At 38.9% G+C, this 19513-nt stretch carries 13 protein-coding genes; 8 read left to right on the plus strand and 5 right to left on the minus strand.

The window, feature by feature from the left end:
* Positions 1-4 precede the first annotated feature (4 nt).
* From dprA to HXT41_RS01025, 3 genes are read right to left on the minus strand one after another with little or no spacing between them, the layout of a single operon-like run.
* Entirely contained in the window at positions 5-1549 is a 1545-nt protein-coding gene (gene dprA / locus HXT41_RS01015) for a DNA-processing protein DprA (RefSeq protein ID WP_004111365.1), read from the minus strand.
* A complete protein-coding gene (locus HXT41_RS01020; protein ID WP_004111366.1) occupies positions 1546-3189 on the minus strand; it encodes a YifB family Mg chelatase-like AAA ATPase in 1644 nt (547 codons plus the stop codon). The genes dprA and HXT41_RS01020 overlap by 4 nt, the downstream gene beginning before the upstream one ends.
* Positions 3189-3737, minus strand: a complete 549-nt coding sequence (locus HXT41_RS01025) for a YraN family protein (RefSeq protein WP_285089296.1) — start codon at positions 3735-3737, stop codon at positions 3189-3191. Before HXT41_RS01025 ends, HXT41_RS01020 begins: the two co-directional genes overlap by 1 nt.
* Positions 3738-4057: 320 nt before the next feature.
* On the opposite strand from HXT41_RS01025, the gene HXT41_RS01030 reads away from it, so the two are divergent.
* From HXT41_RS01030 to HXT41_RS01045, 4 genes are all read left to right on the plus strand, one after another.
* Complete coding sequence (locus HXT41_RS01030) at positions 4058-5380, plus strand: O-acetylhomoserine aminocarboxypropyltransferase/cysteine synthase family protein (protein ID WP_102703033.1); 1323 nt, start codon at positions 4058-4060, stop codon at positions 5378-5380.
* 269 nt (positions 5381-5649) lie between these two features.
* Positions 5650-6489: an ABC transporter ATP-binding protein gene (locus HXT41_RS01035; protein ID WP_410311140.1), complete on the plus strand. Its 840-nt coding sequence runs from the start codon at positions 5650-5652 to the stop codon at positions 6487-6489.
* Positions 6490-6506: 17 nt separating this feature from the next.
* On the plus strand, positions 6507-9200 hold the full coding sequence (locus HXT41_RS01040) for an ABC transporter permease (protein WP_421788754.1): 2694 nt from the start codon (positions 6507-6509) through the stop codon (positions 9198-9200).
* A gap of 383 nt (positions 9201-9583) precedes the next feature.
* Positions 9584-11551 (plus strand): ATPase, encoded by a 1968-nt coding sequence (locus HXT41_RS01045; RefSeq protein WP_174182756.1) that lies wholly within the window; start codon positions 9584-9586, stop codon positions 11549-11551.
* 81 nt (positions 11552-11632) lie between these two features.
* Here the strand turns inward: HXT41_RS01045 and HXT41_RS01050 are convergent, their stop codons facing one another.
* Positions 11633-12418: a response regulator gene (locus HXT41_RS01050; RefSeq protein ID WP_116440599.1), complete on the minus strand. Its 786-nt coding sequence runs from the start codon at positions 12416-12418 to the stop codon at positions 11633-11635.
* Between the two features lie 12 nt (positions 12419-12430).
* Positions 12431-14980, minus strand: a complete 2550-nt coding sequence (locus HXT41_RS01055; RefSeq protein ID WP_421788755.1) for a sensor histidine kinase — start codon at positions 14978-14980, stop codon at positions 12431-12433.
* A 117-nt stretch (positions 14981-15097) separates the two neighbouring features.
* Here HXT41_RS01055 and HXT41_RS01060 point away from each other — a divergent pair, with 117 nt between their 5' ends.
* The 4 genes from HXT41_RS01060 (at position 15098) to HXT41_RS01075 (ending at position 19487) form a co-directional block, all read left to right on the plus strand.
* The gene (locus tag HXT41_RS01060; protein ID WP_174182758.1) at positions 15098-16480 is read left to right on the plus strand and encodes an alpha/beta fold hydrolase; all 1383 of its coding nucleotides are present in this window, start codon (positions 15098-15100) and stop codon (positions 16478-16480) included.
* A 128-nt stretch (positions 16481-16608) separates the two neighbouring features.
* Complete coding sequence (gene proC, locus HXT41_RS01065) at positions 16609-17412, plus strand: pyrroline-5-carboxylate reductase (protein WP_174182759.1); 804 nt, start codon at positions 16609-16611, stop codon at positions 17410-17412.
* Positions 17413-17466: 54 nt separating this feature from the next.
* On the plus strand, positions 17467-18555 hold the full coding sequence (ychF, locus tag HXT41_RS01070; RefSeq protein WP_012914083.1) for a redox-regulated ATPase YchF: 1089 nt from the start codon (positions 17467-17469) through the stop codon (positions 18553-18555).
* A gap of 146 nt (positions 18556-18701) precedes the next feature.
* Positions 18702-19487, plus strand: coding sequence for a L,D-transpeptidase family protein (locus tag HXT41_RS01075; RefSeq protein WP_174182760.1), 786 nt, complete (start codon positions 18702-18704; stop codon positions 19485-19487).
* Positions 19488-19513: the final 26 nt, after the last annotated feature.

Below are 19513 nucleotides of genomic sequence, written 5' to 3' on the forward strand. Positions count from 1 at the left end.
TATTTTACGCTACTTTTTGCTGTGATAATGTTAAATTTTCTTTATTTTGTACAATAATTCCTTCCAATTCTAGCAATGCAATTTTTCCAGAAATTTCAGCAATAGATGGTATGTAATCTAATTGTTTTTCTTTGTAAGAAGTTTTTATTATTTCGTATATTCTGTCAACATTTGCAAGTTCGTGTTTGCGTTTGCACGTTGTAATTGCGTCGATAATTAGTTTTTGTGTATTGTCATAATTTTTATAGTCTATACTTAATTTTTCTGGTTTAGGTTGAGAATAAGCAAAGTAGTGATGAGATTGAGGAAACAGAATATCTATATCTTGAGTTGAACACAATATTATAGCTTGTGAATCGTGTATTAGCTTGTTGCATCCCGCATTATTAGGCTGATTGATATCTCCTGGTATAGCGTATAGTTCGCGATTTAAATCCGTTGCCCATGTTGCAGTATTTAGCGCTCCGGATTGTAATCTTGCTTGAGCAACTATAATTTTTGATGCTAGAGCTGCAATAATTCTATTTCGCAATAAAAATCTGTGGCCTACTGGTGTTGTATCTGGGCATAGTTCGCTAATACACACTCCGCCTTTTGCAATAATTTGTTCAAAAAGCTGATAATTGCATCTGGGGCCCATATGATTTAATCCTCCTGCAAATACAGCAATGGTTTTTCCTGTAGGCTTATTTTCATCTATATCTTGTGCATCTAATGCGCCCCAATGTGCTGCTGCATCAATTCCGTACGCTCCACCAGAAATAACAGTATGACCTTTCGAAGCGCAATCATAAGCAAATTGATATGCGAGTTCTCTTCCGTAGTCTGTGCAAGAGCGTGAACCAACAATAGCAAGTGGATTATGACATTGTGTTAATGTTTGTGGATTCCCTACGCCCCACAAGCATAAAGGTGGTGAGAAATGACTCTGAAAAGCCAAATCTTGTAATTGTTTCGGCCAATATTTGCTGTGTGGTGCAATAATCCATTGCTTTCCGCCACAAGTGAACCATTGACATAGTGATTCACTATTCCATGTCGGCAAATGCAATAATCGAACGCACCATGTTGAAATAGAATTGTGTAGCACTTCTAAAGATTTAGGCGCATTATTGTTGTGATAACCCCACGCTGTTAAGCCCTTCTTGAAATAATTTTCTAAGAGAGCAAGCTCTTTATGTTTTTTTATGAAACTTAACATTGTAGATACTAATTCTTGATTTTTGTTACGTTTTCTTGAGGTAAAAGTTTTAGAATTGGCATCGTTTTCTTGATCTGCTACTTCACTAATAATTGGAAGTTGCATTTGTTGAGCTGAGCATGCTGATTGTTGTTTCGTATAATTTTTCACAATTGTTTTTAATAGAGAAACAATTTCTTTAGCGCTTTTAGATCCCAATAGTAGTGTGTACATAATTGCATCCGCTCCTTCAAGGCAGAATGTAAGTATTGCACGAGATATTGTTTCTTCGTCTGGTGAAGAAAAATCGCTAGATGTACTAATGGTTTCTTTAGTGTTATCCGTGTTGTTTATGCTCTTAGTATTCATATTCGTGTCCTTAAACTGATAGCTTGTGCAATGTCTGTCATGTCTGGTGAAGTGTGTCCAGAAAGATCAGCAAGCGTCCACGCGAGTCGCAATGCTCTATCTGCTCCGCGCAAACTCAGTTGATGCTTTTCTAATGCACGGTTGATAAGTCCTACAGCTTGCTGTGAAGTGTATTTTCTAAGCCATGTTCCAGATGCTTGTGCGTTGCAATCCCAGCCTTGTTTTATAAAACGGTCGCGAGCAATTTTACGAGCTTCTATTACGTTATCTCGCATTGTTTTGCTATTCAGATACGTGTTTTTAACTGAGTTTTGTGCATTGTCGTGATGATGGTTTGAAATAATAATTCGTTCTACTGGAGGCACATCCATTTGAATATCGATACGGTCAAGAATTGGACCTGAAAGGCGTGAAAAATATCGTGCTCTTTCGCGCTCTTTGCAAGTGCATCGTTCTCCATTTCCGTATGCGTATCCGCAAGGACAAGGATTTGCAGCAACAACAAGCTGGAATTTAGCTGGATAAAGAGTTGTCCCTTTTGAACGAGAAATAGCAATATGCCCTGATTCCAATGGTTCTCTTAGGGTTTGCAATACTCTAGGAGAAAACTCTGGAGCCTCATCCATAAACAGCACTCCGCAATGTGCTCTAGTAATAATCCCAGGTTTTGCAACTCCTGTTCCTCCTCCAATAAGAGAAGCTGCTGAAGCAGTATGGTGAGGTGCTTCAAATGGTGGAATATTGCTAATTCCGTAGTAGGGAAGTGTGCCACAAAGTGAACGAATTGAAGCAACCTCAAGCTGTTCTTGTTCGTTAAGTGGACACATAATGCTTGGTATTCGTGAAGCTAGCATGGTTTTTCCAGATCCTGGAGGTCCAATCATCATCACGTGATGTCCTCCAGCTGCAGCAACTTGTAGAGCCCATTTTGTATGTTCTTGCCCTATTACTTCAGACATATCTCCAATTTCATGTTTTGGTTCAATTTGTAGTGGGGAAGTGCTTTCTTCGTGAATTGACGGATTATAATCTTCTTCTCCATTGTTATAATTTCCATTTCGTTCAAGAACTTGCATATGTTTATACGCAGGGTCTTCTTCAATAAGCTTTAATGATTCCTCGCTCAAACTGCCATGCAATTGCGTCACTAAATCTAAAATATGGTGTATTCCAATAGATTCAATTCCATCTACAAGTTGTGCTTCGGCAAGATTTTCTTGTGGAATAATCATTCGTTTAAAATGCATCTTTTTTGCGTAAAGTGCAATAGGAAGAATGCCTTGAATAGGTAATACTGTCCCGTCAAGATTTAGTTCTCCTAAAATAATTGTATTTTCTAATTCTGTAAGTGGAATATACTTTTCTGCGCTTAGTATGCTTGCTGCGATAGCTAAATCGTATGATGCTCCGCTTTTTGGCATTGAAGCAGGTGATAAGTTTACTGTTACCCTTCCTTCAGGCCATTTGCAATGCAACGCAAAATGAGCTGATTTAACGCGCTCTCTTGCTTCGCTTAATGAAGTGTCAGGTAAGCCGATAATAGAAAAGTTTGGCATATTTCCAGATATAAAAGCTTGCAGCTGAATAGTAAAAGCTTTAAGACCAATAAGCCCTATTGACGTTGCGTTTCCAATATGCATTAGAATGCTCCTTGAACATGCTTGAATTGGATTGATGAATTATCTTCAATTTCTTCCAAAGATTGCAATTCATATGCAGAATCTGGATAAGTGTATTTGTTAATAATAAGAATTGATACAGCGTCAAATCGAATACGGTAATGAGGTATGTCGCTTCCGAATTCTTCCAGCCATTTCATACCAGTTGTACGTAATTTGCTACGTTTTTCTTGAGTAATTGCTTCAAGTGGAGTGCCACAACGTACGCTTCTTCGAGTTTTTACTTCCACGAATACCAATTTTTGTTCTGGAGTAATCATCACCAAATCTAGCTCTCCATTACGGCAATGCCAGTTTTGGTCAATAACGTGCCACCCTTTTTGTATGAGTCGCAAAGCGGCGTATGTTTCTCCCAGTTTTCCCAACTCTTTACTTTCAAGAGAATCATCTTGAAGCTCGTTGGACACTTGTTCAAGTTTTTCTTGCAAAAATACTTGAGCAGTCTCAGCGTCGTGAATCTCGTCAAGCGAGATAATTTCATCGTCAATAATGTGTTTTTGTGTAATCATGCTGCTATTTTCTGTGCTTATTGAGCAGTAATCCAGATTTTTTAAGCATTGTGGATAAAAGCTGCATACGGCGTGTTGTATTAGAAATTCAGTATATTTTCTGTATTTTTCTAAAACAGATTTCGCTATTTTTTGCAAACTGTTAATTCGTTATAGCTAATTTTGATAACCGCAGGTATGTACGAATGAACCATAGTGGCATATTGTCGTTATCACTTAAATAAATATGTAAACAGAAAACGGAAAAGTAAGTGGATGCGCAAAGTAAGCTGAAGCAAACTAATCTACTGTTTAAAAAGTCGCAAAACTGGAGGGGTATTATGAGCGATATTGAAGAAACGCAAGGAAAGTATCATTTTGAAACCTTGCAATTGCATGTTGGCCAAGAGCAGGCGGATCCGGCAACTGATTCTCGTGCAGTTCCTATTTATCAAACAACAAGCTACGTGTTCCATGATTTTGATCATGCTGCAGCTCGTTTTGATTTGCGTGACGCTGGGAACATTTATGGTCGTTTAACGAATTCTACTCAAGATGTTTTTGAGCGCAGAATTGCTGCTCTCGAAGGTGGAACTGCTGCTTTGGCTGTTGCTTCTGGCGCGGCCGCTGTAGACTATGCTATTCGTAACATTACGCAGCAGGGCGATCATATCGTGTCTTCAAAGAATGTGTATGGCGGCACTTATAACCTGCTTCGTCACACTCTTCCTAGAGATGGTGTAACAACCACTTTTGTTGATCCTAAGAATCCTCAAAACTTCGAGGATGCTATTCAACCAAATACAAAGCTTGTGTACTTTGAAACTTTTGGTAATCCTAATGCTGATTTGCCTGATTTTGAGGCTATTTCAGAGATTGCGCATCGACACAACATTCCTGTTTTTGTTGACAACACTTTTGCAACTCCATATCTTTTCCGTCCGCTTGAGCATGGTGCAGATATTGTAGTTGAGTCTGCTACGAAATTTATTGGTGGTCATGGTACAACTCTTGGTGGCATTATTGTTGAAGGCGGCAATTTTGATTGGGCTAAAGTCCCTGGAAAATTCCCAACTCTTACAGAAGCTGACCCAAGTTACCACGGTTTGAACTTCTATGAAGCTTTAGGACCTGTGGCTTTTGTGACGCGTATTCGTGCGATTATTTTGCGCGATACTGGTGCTTGCATTAGCCCATTTGCAGCATTCTTGCTTTTGCAAGGCACGGAAACCTTGAGCTTGCGTGTTGAGCGTCACGTTGATAATGCGTTGAAGGTTGTTCAATATTTGCAAACTGTGCCAGAGGTTGAATCTGTAAGTCATCCTTCTATTGAAGGTCGTTCTGATCACGAGCTTTATAAGCGTTACTTCCCGAATGGTGGAGGCTCTATTTTTACGTTTGATATTAAAGGTGGAAGGGATGCAGCTCGCGTATTTATTGACAATTTACAGCTTTTCTCATTGCTTGCAAATGTTGCTGACGTGAAGTCATTGGTTATTCATCCTGCATCTACTACGCACTCTCAGGAAACTCCTGAAGAATTGGAAGATCAAGGCATTCATGAAGGCACTATTCGTTTGTCTATTGGAACTGAACATATTGACGATATTCTTGCTGATTTACAGCGCGGGTTTGATGCAGTTCGTAAAGCAGGACTTGCTTAAATAGAAAAGAGAAAGCAAAGCAAAAATTATTAATTAAAAATATTCCTGAAGATCCATTACCGTTTTATTCGGAGCGCATATTGTATTTGTATGTGCTCCGATTTTTATACATTTTGTAAATTTGTGCATCATACTTTAGGATGAGATGCTGATTTTTTCTCAATAATTTCCGCCTTACGTACGATGGTAATCAGCTGTATTTTTCCGTAAATTTAAGTATTAGCAATAGATAACTATGCGATTACTACTTTTTAAGAAAAGGAGCAGTTATGAACAGTCCGTACGAAACAAGCTCATATGAGCAAGAAAATGCTTTAGATTTTAGAGCAGATTTTAATCAAAATTTGATTGGTGAGACTGCGGTTGCAGCTTTGCATGTTGTTAAAGATTTTGGCAAGGGTGCAGGCATTGTTCACGCTTTGCGAGATGTAAGCGTAAGTTTTGAACGCGGCAAGTTTACGGCGATTATGGGTCCTTCTGGTTCCGGAAAGTCAACTTTAATGCACTCTTTGGCTGGTCTTGACAGCGTTAATTCTGGAAAAGTTTTGGTAGATGGCCTAGATATTACAGGCATGAGCGATAAGCAGCTTACGCTTATGCGACGCGAAATGGTTGGATTTATTTTCCAAAGTTTTAATCTTCTTCCAATGTTTAGTGCTGAGCAAAATATTCTTATGCCTCTTACTTTGGCAGGCAAAAAGCCAGATAAGCAATGGTTTAATACTTTGGTTAATACTTTTGGCTTGCAAAATCGCTTAAAGCATAGGCCTGCTGAGCTTTCTGGAGGTCAGCGCCAACGCGTTGCGATTGCTCGAGCTTTAATCTCTAAGCCTTCCGTAGTTTTTGCAGACGAGCCTACCGGAAATCTTGACTCTGCTTCCAGCTCAGAAGTTTTGCATTTCTTGAAGAAGTCCGTAACTGAGCTTGGTCAAACTGTGATTATGGTTACTCACGACGCTGTTGCAGCCTCTTACGCGGATCGAGCAATCGTGTTTGCAGATGGCCAAATCGTTGAAGATGTGCAAAATCCTACTGCGGAAGGTATGAGCAAGATGCTTATGGAACGCAGCGAGGCTGGTATTAGTAATCAGTCTGCTCAATTGCAATAAAAGGTGGTGAAGTTAGAATGTGGAAAATCGCGCTAAAACTTATGCGTAAAAGCGTGCGCATGCTAATCGCCTCTGGAATTGCAATTCTTATAGGCAGCATGTTTATGAGCGCTACTTTGCTTTTTGTAAACAGTGTTGACGACTTGATGGTTCGCAATGCAACGGAAGAATTCCATAGCGCAAATTATGCAATCTCAGCTAAAAGCTCTAACAGTTCTCCGAATAGTGGAATTCATTATAAAGACCTTCATTTAGACGAAATATCGAAGATGCCTGGTGTCAACGGTATTCGTAGTGACGATGCGACTGCGCTTGTAGGAGTAGAAAAAGGTGATAAATCAGTTACAAGTATTGCTTGGTCTAGTGGTTTGTATGGAAATCTTCCTGTGTATAAATCAACAGAAGGTAGAGATCCGCAAAAAATAGGCGAAATTACGCTTATTAAAAGTATTGCTAAATCCATACATGCAAATATTGGCGATACTATAACCTTGGTTAAAGTAGATGAAGCTGGCGGAAATAAAGAAAAATCATACGATGTTCGTGTGGTTGGTCTTGTTGACGATGGAGAACATTCTCAAATACCAATTTCAAATCGCGGCACGTATCTTGGTGGCATAACGAATGATTTTTGTGCAAAACTCAACAATCTTAAAAATTTTGACAATCAAGTTGTGCAAAGCAAAGTATACATGAGTATTGATGAATCTAAAATAAACGATTTATCTCCTAAGATTAACGCTTTGCTTCCAGAGCAATTTTCTCTTATGTCTAGGCATGAAGTTGGTGTAAGAGCTGTTCGAAGTGTGTCAAACGGCACAAATTTTGTGACTATGTTCTTGCTATCGTTTGGTGTTCTAGCGTTGCTTATTTCTTCGCTTGTTATAGCAAACACATTCCAAGTTTTGGTTGCTCAACGCAGACGCACTCTTGCGATTTTGCGCGTAATCGGTGCACAATCGCATCAGCTTTATACAGCAGTTTTGCTTGAAGCTGCAATACTTGGAGTTATTTCTGCGGCTATTGGCGTGCTTTGCGCAATAGGATTTATGGGCGCAATTAGTAACTTGAATATTAATTCTGGACCATTATCTAAAATTCCTTTGATTGTTTCACTTCCGGCGATTGTGTGGCCAATAGTAATTGGCGTGATTGTAACAGTTCTTGCATCTATGGGTGCTGCGCGATCTGCTACAAAAGTAACGCCTATGGAAGCGTTGCGACCAATGGATTTGATGAAAGATAAGCGTGCAAGCATTATTCGCGCTGTTTTTGGCGTTCTATTTATTGTTGTAGGTATTTTATTTACGGCTTTAAGTTCTACTTCTTTGGCAAGCATGATTGCTCAGCAGTCACCTAATGCTGGTGCTGACTCTTGGAGGACTTTGATTGGAGCAGTTTTTGGATGCGCGCTTGTGTTTATTGGAATTATTATTACAGCAACATTCTGGATGCCGTTTGCTATGAAGGCAACTGGCGCAGTTATGGCACTTTGTGGGCCTGCTTCTAAAGTTGCTAACGCAAACGTGCAACGAAACCCTAGAAGAGTTGCAGCAACTGGAACAGCTTTGCTTATTGGCGTAACTCTTGTTTCAACAGTAGTAACTGGCGCAATCTGCGGTAAAGCAACTCTTAAAGGTGTTGTTGATGACCGTTACAGTGTTGACATTATTATTCAAGGCAAGAATGTTGATGAATCTTTAGCTGCCGACATTTCAAAGATTAGTGGAATAAAGTATACTGAGTTGCTTCCTGCAGTTCCTATGACTTTTAAGAACGCTAAGGGCAAAACTGAGTACGCTATGGCAGCTGGAGTTGATAATGTAAATCAACTTAGAAATGTAATGCACACTGACCTTGATGGCGTTAATATAAACAAAGATTCTGTGCTTTTGCCTAAGTTTAATGATGAAGGTGGAGAGCCTTTTGATCTTAAAAAAGGAAGTCTTAATCTGCAGGCTTATGTAGAAAAGTACAGTTCTGGTGAAACAGACAGTGATAATATTACGCCATTTACTGGCATGAATACAGACTCTAGTAATAACGATAAGAGCATTACTGTAAAGCAAGTTCAGTTTAAGAAGTATCGAAATGTTGGTGTGTATTCAAATAATACTGCTTTTGTGAGCAAATCCTACTTCAATAGCTACCTTAAGCCCACAACACATATGCTGCTTATTTCGGTAGATTCTAGCAAAGCTAATCTTATAGATATTGTTAAAAACATTCGAAATGTTACATCTAGTTATGCGGAGGTTATGGCTGCTGGAAGCGTGTTCCAAAGAGCCCAGTGGGAGAGTGCTATCGACGTAATGATGATGTTGCTTGTTGGCTTAATAGCAGTAGCTGTTGTGATTGCTTTAATAGGCGTTGCAAACACATTAAGCTTGTCTGTTATTGAGCGAACCAAAGAATCTGCAACTTTGCGTGCAATAGGCATGACAAGGGGTCAGGTTAGAAGGTCTCTTGCGTTGGAGGCAACGTTAATTTCCTTAACAAGCACTGTTTCTGGATTGGTTATTGGAACAGCATTTGGTTGGATTGGATCCTACATGGTATTTAGCGTAATTGGCAAAGTTCCATTTGTAGTTGATTGGACTATTTACGCGGTTCTTGCTCTCATCGCTTTGCTTGCAGCGCTTCTTTCCAGCGTGCTTCCAGCTCGTAGAGCAGTGAAGTCTTCGCCAGTAGTTGCGCTTGCGGAGGACTAAATTTCGTAAGAACATATGTGAAAAGATAGTCTGTAGAAGTTAAGTTGCAGAAAAAATAGAGATAGTGCCGGTATGTAAATTTTACTTATCGGCATTATCTTTTTCTTAGGCTTTTTCGACACTCTGAAAAAATTTGTAATATTGTTATTATTTTTTTATTAAAACGTGCGTATAATTATGCGACTAGCATAATATTATGTAAAAAAAGAGCATTTTTTATTAGTAATATTCAAAAATAATACGATTATTATTCATCATGACAAGTTTTATCGGAAATATTCCGAATAAATGGCATTGAAAATGTATTTATTTCTTTGTTATGCTCAAAATGACTGCTGACATAAGTTAGACATGAAGGCCGCTACGAGCAAGGAGTAACAAATATGGTAACGGTCAAGAAAAAATCTGCCGCAGCAATCGCAGGATTTGTTTTGTTCCTGCAAGGTCCAATGCCAGCATGGGCGCAAGAAGCTGCTGAGGTTGTACAAAATACGCAAGCTCAAACAGAGGTGACTGCAAAAGCATCTACTGAAAATAAATTATTGCAAGTTGAGCATAACATTGAAGAATTAAAGTCTAAAATTGATGAGCAAACTAAAAAACTTGAAGATGTAGTAAATAAGTTAAATAAGACTATAGAGAATATTAATACTTTTACAAAAGGTATTGCTAAAAAAGAAAAAGAACTTGATGGAATAAATAAAGTTATTGGAACTGATTTAGCTCAAGCACAAGCTGTTCTAAAAGATCTTAAGAAGAAAAAGCAGCTAAAAGAAGTAGAACTTAAAAGTCTTGAGATTCAGAAAGAACAGTCTAAAGATAATTATGAAAAATCAAAAAATGAATTAGATTCTCTTATTTCTCTTGAGAGTGAAGAATCTTCTAAGAAAGATTCATACGAGAAAATATATAAAAACTATGAGAATAAGATGCAGAATCTTAATTCAGACATTAAAGTTCTTTCTGAAGAAATAGAAAAGGATAGAGCTGCTCTGCTAAAACTTAGTGCTAAAGTAGATGAAGATGCGAAAGCATTGGAAGATGCAGAGCATCAAGATAATGCAGATTTTGATAAATTGCGTTCTAATCTTGAAAATGCTGACAAAGAGTTTAATTCTTTAAATCAGGAAATTGGTGTAAAGAAACTTAAGCTTAGCGATATGAATTCTTCTTTAACTCAGCTTGAGCCTAAGTTTAATGAAGCTGTAAAGTCGTTCGAAGAACAATCTAAGCAGCTTGAAAGTATTAAGCAAGATTTAGACATTGCAAAACAAGATACAGAAGATAAGCTTAAAGATTTGAATGATAAGACTAGTTCTATTGAAAACATTAAAGAAGAGCTTTCTGCAATAGAAGTAGATATCAACAGTTATGAGCTTTCTAATAATGAATCTGAAAGAAATAAAAAGATTGAAGGTTTGCGAACAAATATTGCTGTACTTAAAGATCTTCTAAAAAATTTCCAAGTTCAAAAAGTAGACAATGAAAAAGCAAAGAAGAATTTAGAAGATACTTTGAATGATCTTAAGAATCAGCATAGTCTTGCATTAGCTGAACTTGACGCTTTGAAAGCTTCTCAATCGGAAAAGAAGAAGAGCTCTGAAAGTGACTCTACTTCACCTGTTCCTAAAAGAAATAATTCTGATTCTCAAACACAATCTAATGATTCTGAAAGAAGAATTGCTCCTAATAATCCGCAATCTTCTGTAAATTCAAAAGATAATGCTGATTCTTCTATGCATCCTAAAGTTTCTACTCCTTCTGATGTAGAAACTTCGGGAGCGCCTTCTGTAAAGCATTCTGGAACTTCTTCTAAAACTCCTTCTGAAGCGCCTTCAAGTGCGACTAAAGAAACCTCTTCTTCTAGTGAAAGCTATGTTCCTCCGGTAACTGCTGTTGAAGAACAGAAACAGAATGAGAATATTTCTCAGGAGCAGCCTGCAGCTCAGTCTTCTAATCCTGTTCGTACTGTTGCAGTAAAGGATATTGTTTCTGAAGATGCTGCAGATAAGCAGTCAAAGCCTGTTGAAAGCAAGACTGTTGAATCTGCAAAGCCTTCTGCAAAGACTTCTGAATCTAATGTGGCTAAAGAAAACGCTAAAACTGCAGAAAGTACTGAAACTGCCGAAAATGATGATGTTCAGGATCGTCCTGCTAACGAAACTGACGAAAAGATTTCGGATACAGTAAGCGAAAAGCCAAAAACTCAAGCTAGTGCTACAAGCGAGAACAAGTCTTCTGGCAATATGCTTAGCAATATAATGTTGGGTGTTTTGGGTGTGCTAACTATTTCTGGAGCTGCTGCTGCCGGCGTTACTGTTATGCGTCACCGTCGCCTTCCGAGAGCATAAATTAAAAAACTACTCGGTACGTTGATAATCTAAATTTGCGGCTATTTGTGTCTATGCATAAATAGCCGCAGATTTATATGCTTACGGCTTAACTAAGCCATTTTCATAAGCGAAAACTACAGCCTGCACGCGGTCTCGAGCACCGATTTTTCCTAAAATATGCGCAACATGAGTTTTAACTGTTGGCAAACTAATAAATAGTTTGTCAGCAATTTCCTGATTTGAAAGTCCGTGAGCAATTTCAACAAGAACTTCGCGTTCTCTATCAGTAAGTTCTGTAATAGCTGAATTTGTGTACGCGCAGCTTTGTGTTGCTTGCGCAGCCGGATTTGCTTGTACATCGTAACTTTCTTGTGCAGCGTAATTCGCAGTGTAATTCGCAGCACTGTTTTCTGTAGTATTTGTTGCTACTTTGCCTTGCTGAATCATATTTTCAATCAAACGCTTCGTAGCAGTCGGAGCAATAATTGCGTTTCCTTGATACACTGTTCGTATTGAATTAAGCAAAGTTTCAGGTTCAGTATCTTTCAAAAGGAACCCAGAAGCACCAGCATGAATTGCAGCCATAACATATTCGTCTAAATCAAAAGTTGTTAGAATAATAATTTTAGTATTTTCGTTAGTTTTTTGCTGCAGAATTTTGCGAGTTGCTTCCAATCCGTCCATTACAGGCATGCGAACGTCCATAAGAATAATGTCTGGATTTTGGCTTTTAGAAAGCTCCACAATTTGTGATCCATTAGAAGCCTGAGATACAACGTGCATATCTTGCTGCGAATTTATTACCATCGCAAATCCTGCTCGCACAAGCTCCTGATCGTCTGCTATTGCAACGCGAATTACTTCATTGTTTTCCATATTTTCCATAGTATCAACTTACTATTGCTTATTTAATGCGTTGTGTTGAATTTGCTCATCAAGTGGGGCAGCAGGGCGAATAGCAATCTCAGTTACATTCGCAGCATTATTTGCTGAATGAACGCTTGAACCTGTTTCTCGCAAAACTCCAAGCAATTTTCGCATATATTTCAGTGCCGAACGACCTTCATCTCCAATATTTTTAAAGGCTTTACTAATTTCTTCACTTTGTTCCTGTGATTGCTTTGGTTCTGATAACTTTCGATTTTCTGCATTGCTATTTGTTTTTTCGTATTTATTTAGCATATCAATTCCGCTATTTGCGGCATCGATTACTTTATGCAATGTAATAGCAACTTTTTGCTGAATATTTGAGCTAAGTCGTTGCCTTTCTGCGTTAGCTGCAAGTACTTCTAGCTGTTTTTGCTCTTGCTCTAATTCTGTTCTGCGCGCTTTTAGAATCAGCAAATTATTGTCATCGTTTCTGCGGGAATAAGCAAATGCAATGGCCGCAAAACAAATTAACGCAACTATAAAACCAAAAACTAATCCAACGGACGCAAATTGCATAAAGTCATAAAAATTGGTTGTGGCAATATTTGATGTAAAGAATCGTATTGGAGTTTCAGTTTGTGGAATATTTTTTGATGAAATACCAATTTTTACGGCGAAAATAGCAGATTCGGCAAGCACTACTGCGCTAACCCATTGCCATGCGCGTTTTTTACCGTAGAGCACAGCAGCGTAAATAATATTTGGTATGAAAAAATTAGCGAATAAAATATTCGGCAAGAGTATAAGCTGTATTGCAGAAAATACTGCTGCAACAATTGCGCATGCGGTTGGAGCTTTTCTGCGAAACATGAATGGCACCATGGTTGTAAGAGTAAATACTTTATAAAGTATTTGTAATGAAAGCGAGTTGGAATATTGTGAAGACATTCCAACTCCAACAATAAAATCGTAGGTTGGCAGAAAGAGCATCATAACAACCCAAGGTAATGCATAAATAATGTCTCCAATAAGCCAATGTTGTTCAAACCATTGTGATACTTTCTCAATCCTATTTTTTGAAGTATTTGCTTCTGGTAAAACGTATGGCAAAACGTTTGTCGAAACTTCCGATGATGTTGAAACGTTTGCATTTTCCGGTTTTGTTTGTGCTTCTGCTTGATTATTAACTTTTGCATTCTTATGAGTAACGTTATGAATACTATTTAATACAGAAGCAGTACTGTTTGACTGGTCTGCGCTGTAGGAATATGGAATAAAAGCAACAATACTAAACGTTCCATCATTCATTTTTCCGTAATCAAGCGTTCCGTGAAGATTTTCAAGTCGCTCTTTCATACCAATTAAGCCATAACCGTTTTTATGTTGCGCATTGCTATTTTGCGTTTGGTTAGCTTCGGTTTTGTGTATTTCATTCGTGATTTTTAGTGTTAAGCCTTGGTTCTTCCACTGTTCATGAATGTTTATTTTAACGCCATCTCCTGCGTGCTTTCGAATATTAGTAAGAGATTCCTGAACAACGCGGTATGCAACGGTTTGTGCGTCAGTGTTAAACCTATTTTGAGAATTTATGCCATCAACAGTATGCCAAAAAATATTTTTAGGAGATGCAATTTTTGCTTGCTCAATAAGCGAAGGTATGTGATTGAAATCCAACTGACCCGATGGAGCGTCTGTTAAAGCTTCTAGAAGTCGGCGCATGTCATGAACGGCGCGCTCGGCTTCGTTTTTAATAATATACATTGTTTTTTTAGCAAGAGAAATATCTTTGGTTGCTGCATAACGACCACCATCTGCTTGAACAATAATAATAGAAAGCGTGTGGGCAACAATATCGTGCATATCTCTTGCAATTCTTGCGCGCTCTGCAGTAACAGCAATGTGTTGAGCTTTTCGGCGGTACGCGCGAATAGCATTATTGTGATCTTGCAAAAGTTGAATAGTATGCACGTGAGTGCGCTGCCAGTAGCCAATAATAACCGTAATAGTAGTAATAATAATCGCAAAAATTATTGAAGGAATTGCAAAATTAAGTATATTTGAAACGCAATTTTTTATGTTACTACTATTTATATGTTGTACACTACAAGTATAACTAGCTTTTGAATGATTGTTGCCATATATTGGCCCCATTACGATATTCCACGATATTATTGCGTAAGATAATACTGTTGTTACGTAAGCTGCAATAACAAAAGCTTTTGAATGTTCTGGATTTCCGCGCGCAATAGCATTAACAAGTAGCACGAAACCAAAGAAATCAGCGAAAAGTTGAGTAGAGCCAAATGCTACTTGCACAATGCAAATAACAATAAAAATAGTAGCCGATTGTTCAGGCCATAGTTTTTGGACTGAAAGTAGTAATGCAACAACAATATTGATAAGCGTTACTGTAATAAGCGAACCTTGAGTCAAAAAGCCATCAACGTTGCTTATAACGTAGCGATCGCTTGAAAGCATAAAAAGAATAAACGGAATAATACCCCACAATATATCGTTTAGCGTAAGTTCAGTGCGTAAGCGTTGTATGCAACTGTTAAACGTGTGAGATATTTTCATATTTACTAGGCTAGTGCATAGTACTTTATAGAACAATCAAACTTGAGTATGATTTATAAATAGAGTGTGTAATTGATAGTTGCAATGTAGCACGAAAATAAAGAAAGGGATGGCAAGATGGCATTGCTTACAAGCTATTATGTTCCGGGATTGCACATTGAAGAACGAGCGATTGATGTGCCGCTTGATTGGGAGGGTAACACTCCGGGTGGTGCTATCAAAGGTGAGACTATTCGCTTATTCTGCAGAGTAGTTTGCGCTCCTGAGCATGTGCATGACGATTTGCCGCTGCTTGTGTTCTTGCAAGGAGGCCCAGGCGGGCAGTGCCCACGTCCGCTTTCACCTTCTAGCGATGGTTGGATTCAAGAGGCTATTAAGCATTTTCGCGTAGTTTTGCCGGATCAGCGCGGTGTTGGACGTTCCTCAAGGATAGATGCTTCAACCATGAAGCGTATGTTGGATGACGGCGTTAGTGTTGAGCGTCAAGCATGGTATTTGAAGCGTTTCTTAGCTGATTCAATTATTCGCGATTTTGAGCATTTGCGACTTACTGAGTTTGATGCGAAGCCGTGGGTGTCTTTGGGACAAAGCTACGGCGGTTTCCTTACGCTTACATATTTGTCACTGTTCCCGCAAGGATTAATTGCAAGCTTCACAACCGGCGGTATTCCTCATGTTCCGGCGAATGCGCGTGAAGTTTACGAACACACGTTCCCGCGTATGGCTCGCAAAACAGAGCAATTCTATGAGCGTTATCCGCAGGATGTGGCTCGCGCCGCTGCTATTGCAGACCGTATTGCTCAAGGAGACGTTATGCTTCCAAATGGCGAAAAACTTACGGTTGAACGATTCCAAATGTTGGGCTCTTCCTTTGGTATGAAACCAAGTTTTGAGCGAGTGCACTGGCTTCTTGATTCTGCGTTTGCAGATGGTGATGGTTCCTTGAAAGCATTTAAGCACGGCGGAGGAGCTTCTGCAGGTAGCTTAAGTGACGAATTTGTGTACGGTGTCATGGATTCTACAGCTTCTAGTCCACTTTATTGGCCGCTGCAAGAATTTATTTATGCTGACGGTGAATTGGAACACCCAATTTTGTGGGCTGCTCAACAGGTTCGAGAAACTATGCCAGAGTTTTCTGGTTCTGCTCGTCCTCTTCTTTTCACTGGCGAAGCAATGTTTCCTTGGATGTATGATCAAGAGCTTGCTTTGCAACCATTCCTTCCAGCTGTTGACTGCTTGATGAAAGATAAGCAGTTTGGCAAAATTTACGATCAAGATCAACTTGCTAATAACGAAGTTCCATTGCAATCTGCAGTTTACTTTGATGACATGTACGTAGATTCTGGTCTTCAGCTTGACACTCTTTCTCATATTGCCAACTCTCACTATTGGACGACGAATGAGTTTGAGCATGATGGTTTACATGGAGATATTGTTTTCCGTCATTTGTTTGATGAGGCGTTGAATCGCGGCGATTTAGAGGGAATTTACAAGAGATAAGCCGTATACAAAGGTAATAATTTTTTAATATGCGCAATGATTATAGTGCACTCTTTGCTATGCTATACATCTGTTTGCTTAGTAATGAGTGCACTACTGTTTTATCAATGCGCTAAAGGGGGGCATGTATGGGTACTTGTGTATCTGGAACTGTTGGTTTTATAGGCTATGGCAATATGGCACAAGCAATCGCTAAAGGTGCGCTGAATGCAGGAGTATTGCAAGGTGAAAATATTGTTGCGTGCGCGCATAATTTTGAAAAACTCGAGCGTAATACTTCACTAATTGGCGCTCGCGCTGTGCGTACTGCTCAAGAAGTGTGTGAAGCAAGTGATGTGATTATTATTGCTGTAAAGCCGTATCAGGTTGCTGAAGTGCTTAAGCCAGTTTGTGAAGTTATTAATGAACGAGGTATTGCTGTTATTTCCGTTGCAGCCGGTTGGACGCTTGAGCGTTACATGGAACTGCTTGGCAAGAATGCTCATGTTCAGTGCATTATTCCGAATACTCCTATTGCGGTCTGCCAAGGCGTGACTTTAGCTGAAACTACTCATACGCTTAGTGATAGTCAACTTTCAATGTTTAGTGCTTTATTTGAGCCAATTTCTTTGGTAGAGCGAGTGAATAGTGATCATATGAATATTGCAATGTGTATTTCTAGCTGTGCTCCAGCTTTTACAGCAATGTATATGGAAGCGTTGGGCGATGCTGGTGTGAAATATGGTTTGCAACGTGATTGTGCTTACCGTTTGGCTGCAAAAATGATTGAAGGAGTAGGTGCGTTATATATGGATTCGCGCACTCATCCAGGGATTATGAAAGATGCAGTGTGCTCTCCTGGAGGAACAACTATTCGTGGCGTTGCTGAGCTAGAATCTCGCGGATTTAGGGGAGATGTGATTGCTGCAGTTGATGCTATTGAAAATAAATAGTAAATAAAATCAAGTTGTGTCGGCTTTCCCGGCGCTGGTCTAAACTAGGTAAATATGTCTTTAACTATTGGAATTGTTGGATTGCCAAACGTTGGTAAGTCCACTATGTTTAATGCTTTAACTCGCAACAACGTTTTGGCGGAGAATTATCCGTTTGCAACTATTGAGCCTAATACTGGTATTGTTCCGCTTCCGGATCATCGTCTTCCAGTTTTAGCTAAATTAGTTAATACTGAAAAGATTGTTCCAGCAACAGTTACTTTCGTTGATATTGCAGGAATTGTTAAGGGTGCCTCCGAGGGTGAAGGCTTGGGCAATAAGTTCCTTGCTAATATTCGCGAAGCAGACGCTATTTGCGAAGTTGTTCGCGCGTTTAATGACGACGATATTGTGCATGTTAACGGGAAAGTAGATCCTGCTGACGATATTGACACGATTAATACTGAGCTAATTCTTGCCGATATGCAAACTATTGATAATGCTTTGCCAAAGCTTGAAAAAGATTTGCGCGGTAAGAAAGTTACGCAAGAATACGTAGACGCTGTAAATAAAGCTAAGGAAATTCTTGAATCTGGCAAAACTATTGACCAGGCTCATAACGAAAAGCTTATTGATAAAAACGACGTGTATGATTTGCACTTGCTCACTGCTAAGCCATTTATTTACGTGTTTAACGTGGATGATTCGGAGTTGGCTGATGAAGATTTAAAGTCTAAACTTTCTGCATCTGTCGCTCCTGCAAAAGCAATATTCCTTAATGCTCAATTTGAGTCCGAACTTACTGAGCTCGACGAAGCAGATGCTCGTGAAATGCTTGAAGATGCTGGTTTGAAGGAATCTGGTTTGGATCAGCTTGCTCGCGTAGGATTCGATATTTTAGGTCTTCAAACCTATTTAACTGCCGGTGTTAAGGAAGTTCACGCCTGGCAGATTCATAAAGGCTGGACTGCTCCACAAGCTGCTGGTGTGATTCACACTGATTTTGAGCGTGGATTTATTAAGGCAGAAATTGTGTCATATGATGATTTTGTTGCTGCTGACGGTTCTATGGCAAAAATTAAGGAAGAAGGAAAGCTTCGTCTTGAAGGTCGCGACTATGTGATGCAAGACGGCGATATTGTTGAATTTAAGTTCAACGTATGAGATTGTTTGCGAAAATAAAAGCAGTATGATTCATATTTAATATTGCTGAATTAATAAGTGAAAAATATTGCTTTTTGCGCGTTGCATCTAATAATTTCCTGCTAAACTATTGGATGCAACGCTTTTGCATTTATATAGGAGACATAATGCAGTTTATTCGTAACATAATGAATGACATTAAAAAGTGCATTCGCATTGCTGCGAAAATGCGCAACTGGTGGAGGAGAAGCTCTAAAGCTGCTCGTATTACGTCTTCTGTTTTATTAGCTTCTTTGCTGATTGCATGGTTGTGCTTTATTATTTTCGAAACTGTTAATATGGTTTCTTACTCGTCTAGATACAGCGCAAAATTGCAGAATTCTGTATTAATTCAGCGCGAAAAAAATGCTTATAGTGACAATCTTGGTAATAAAGACAATGAGGTTGCTGATAATAAGTCGTTTGAAAAATATTTCGATAAATATTGCAAACAAAAGTTAGATAAATCAACGGTTAATCATGTTTTTTGGAAACATCCTACTGGTGGTGAATATCCAAATCTTTCAGGGGTTAAAGTTTCTGACTTAAAAGTTAATGTGGACTTAAAAAAGCAACGAGTGCATATTCTTGCCAATGGTAAAACTGTATATACAATGATTATGAGTTCTGGAATGGATGATTCCACTCCTCATGGTGATTATCGCATTAATATGCGCGGAAAACATTTCTTTAATCATGAGGAAAAAGTTGGTGCTGATTATTGGGTTGGTTTTATTGGTGGAGAATACTTATTCCATTCGGTTCCAACGCGCTACAACTTTGGTGAATATATTCCGTCGGAGGGCATGAAACTTGGTAAGCCTGCTTCGCATGGTTGTGTGCGTTTAAGTGTTGCGGATGCCAAATGGTTTTATAAAAATATTCCTGATGGAACGGCTGTGCATATTAGATAGATTTTTCAAGAATACGCGAAAATAAA

Source organism: Gardnerella sp. DNF01189, from assembly GCF_049244195.1.
Taxonomy (GTDB): domain Bacteria; phylum Actinomycetota; class Actinomycetes; order Actinomycetales; family Bifidobacteriaceae; genus Bifidobacterium; species Bifidobacterium swidsinskii.

Bases quoted from the DNA above. Each gene is read 5' to 3' on its own strand.
- HXT41_RS01055 (WP_421788755.1), bottom strand. From the start codon at position 14,980: ATGAAAATATCTCACACGTTTAACAGTTGCATACAACGCTTACGCACT.
- HXT41_RS01050 (WP_116440599.1), bottom strand. From the start codon at position 12,418: ATGGAAAATATGGAAAACAATGAAGTAATTCGCGTTGCAATAGCAGAC.
- proC (WP_174182759.1), top strand. From the start codon at position 16,609: ATGGGTACTTGTGTATCTGGAACTGTTGGTTTTATAGGCTATGGCAAT.
- HXT41_RS01045 (WP_174182756.1), top strand. From the start codon at position 9,584: ATGGTAACGGTCAAGAAAAAATCTGCCGCAGCAATCGCAGGATTTGTT.
- HXT41_RS01020 (WP_004111366.1), bottom strand. From the start codon at position 3,189: ATGCATATTGGAAACGCAACGTCAATAGGGCTTATTGGTCTTAAAGCT.
- HXT41_RS01075 (WP_174182760.1), top strand. From the start codon at position 18,702: ATGCAGTTTATTCGTAACATAATGAATGACATTAAAAAGTGCATTCGC.
- dprA (WP_004111365.1), bottom strand. From the start codon at position 1,549: ATGAATACTAAGAGCATAAACAACACGGATAACACTAAAGAAACCATT.
- HXT41_RS01030 (WP_102703033.1), top strand. From the start codon at position 4,058: ATGAGCGATATTGAAGAAACGCAAGGAAAGTATCATTTTGAAACCTTG.
- ychF (WP_012914083.1), top strand. From the start codon at position 17,467: ATGTCTTTAACTATTGGAATTGTTGGATTGCCAAACGTTGGTAAGTCC.
- HXT41_RS01025 (WP_285089296.1), bottom strand. From the start codon at position 3,737: ATGATTACACAAAAACACATTATTGACGATGAAATTATCTCGCTTGAC.
- HXT41_RS01040 (WP_421788754.1), top strand. From the start codon at position 6,507: ATGTGGAAAATCGCGCTAAAACTTATGCGTAAAAGCGTGCGCATGCTA.
- HXT41_RS01035 (WP_410311140.1), top strand. From the start codon at position 5,650: ATGAACAGTCCGTACGAAACAAGCTCATATGAGCAAGAAAATGCTTTA.
- HXT41_RS01060 (WP_174182758.1), top strand. From the start codon at position 15,098: ATGGCATTGCTTACAAGCTATTATGTTCCGGGATTGCACATTGAAGAA.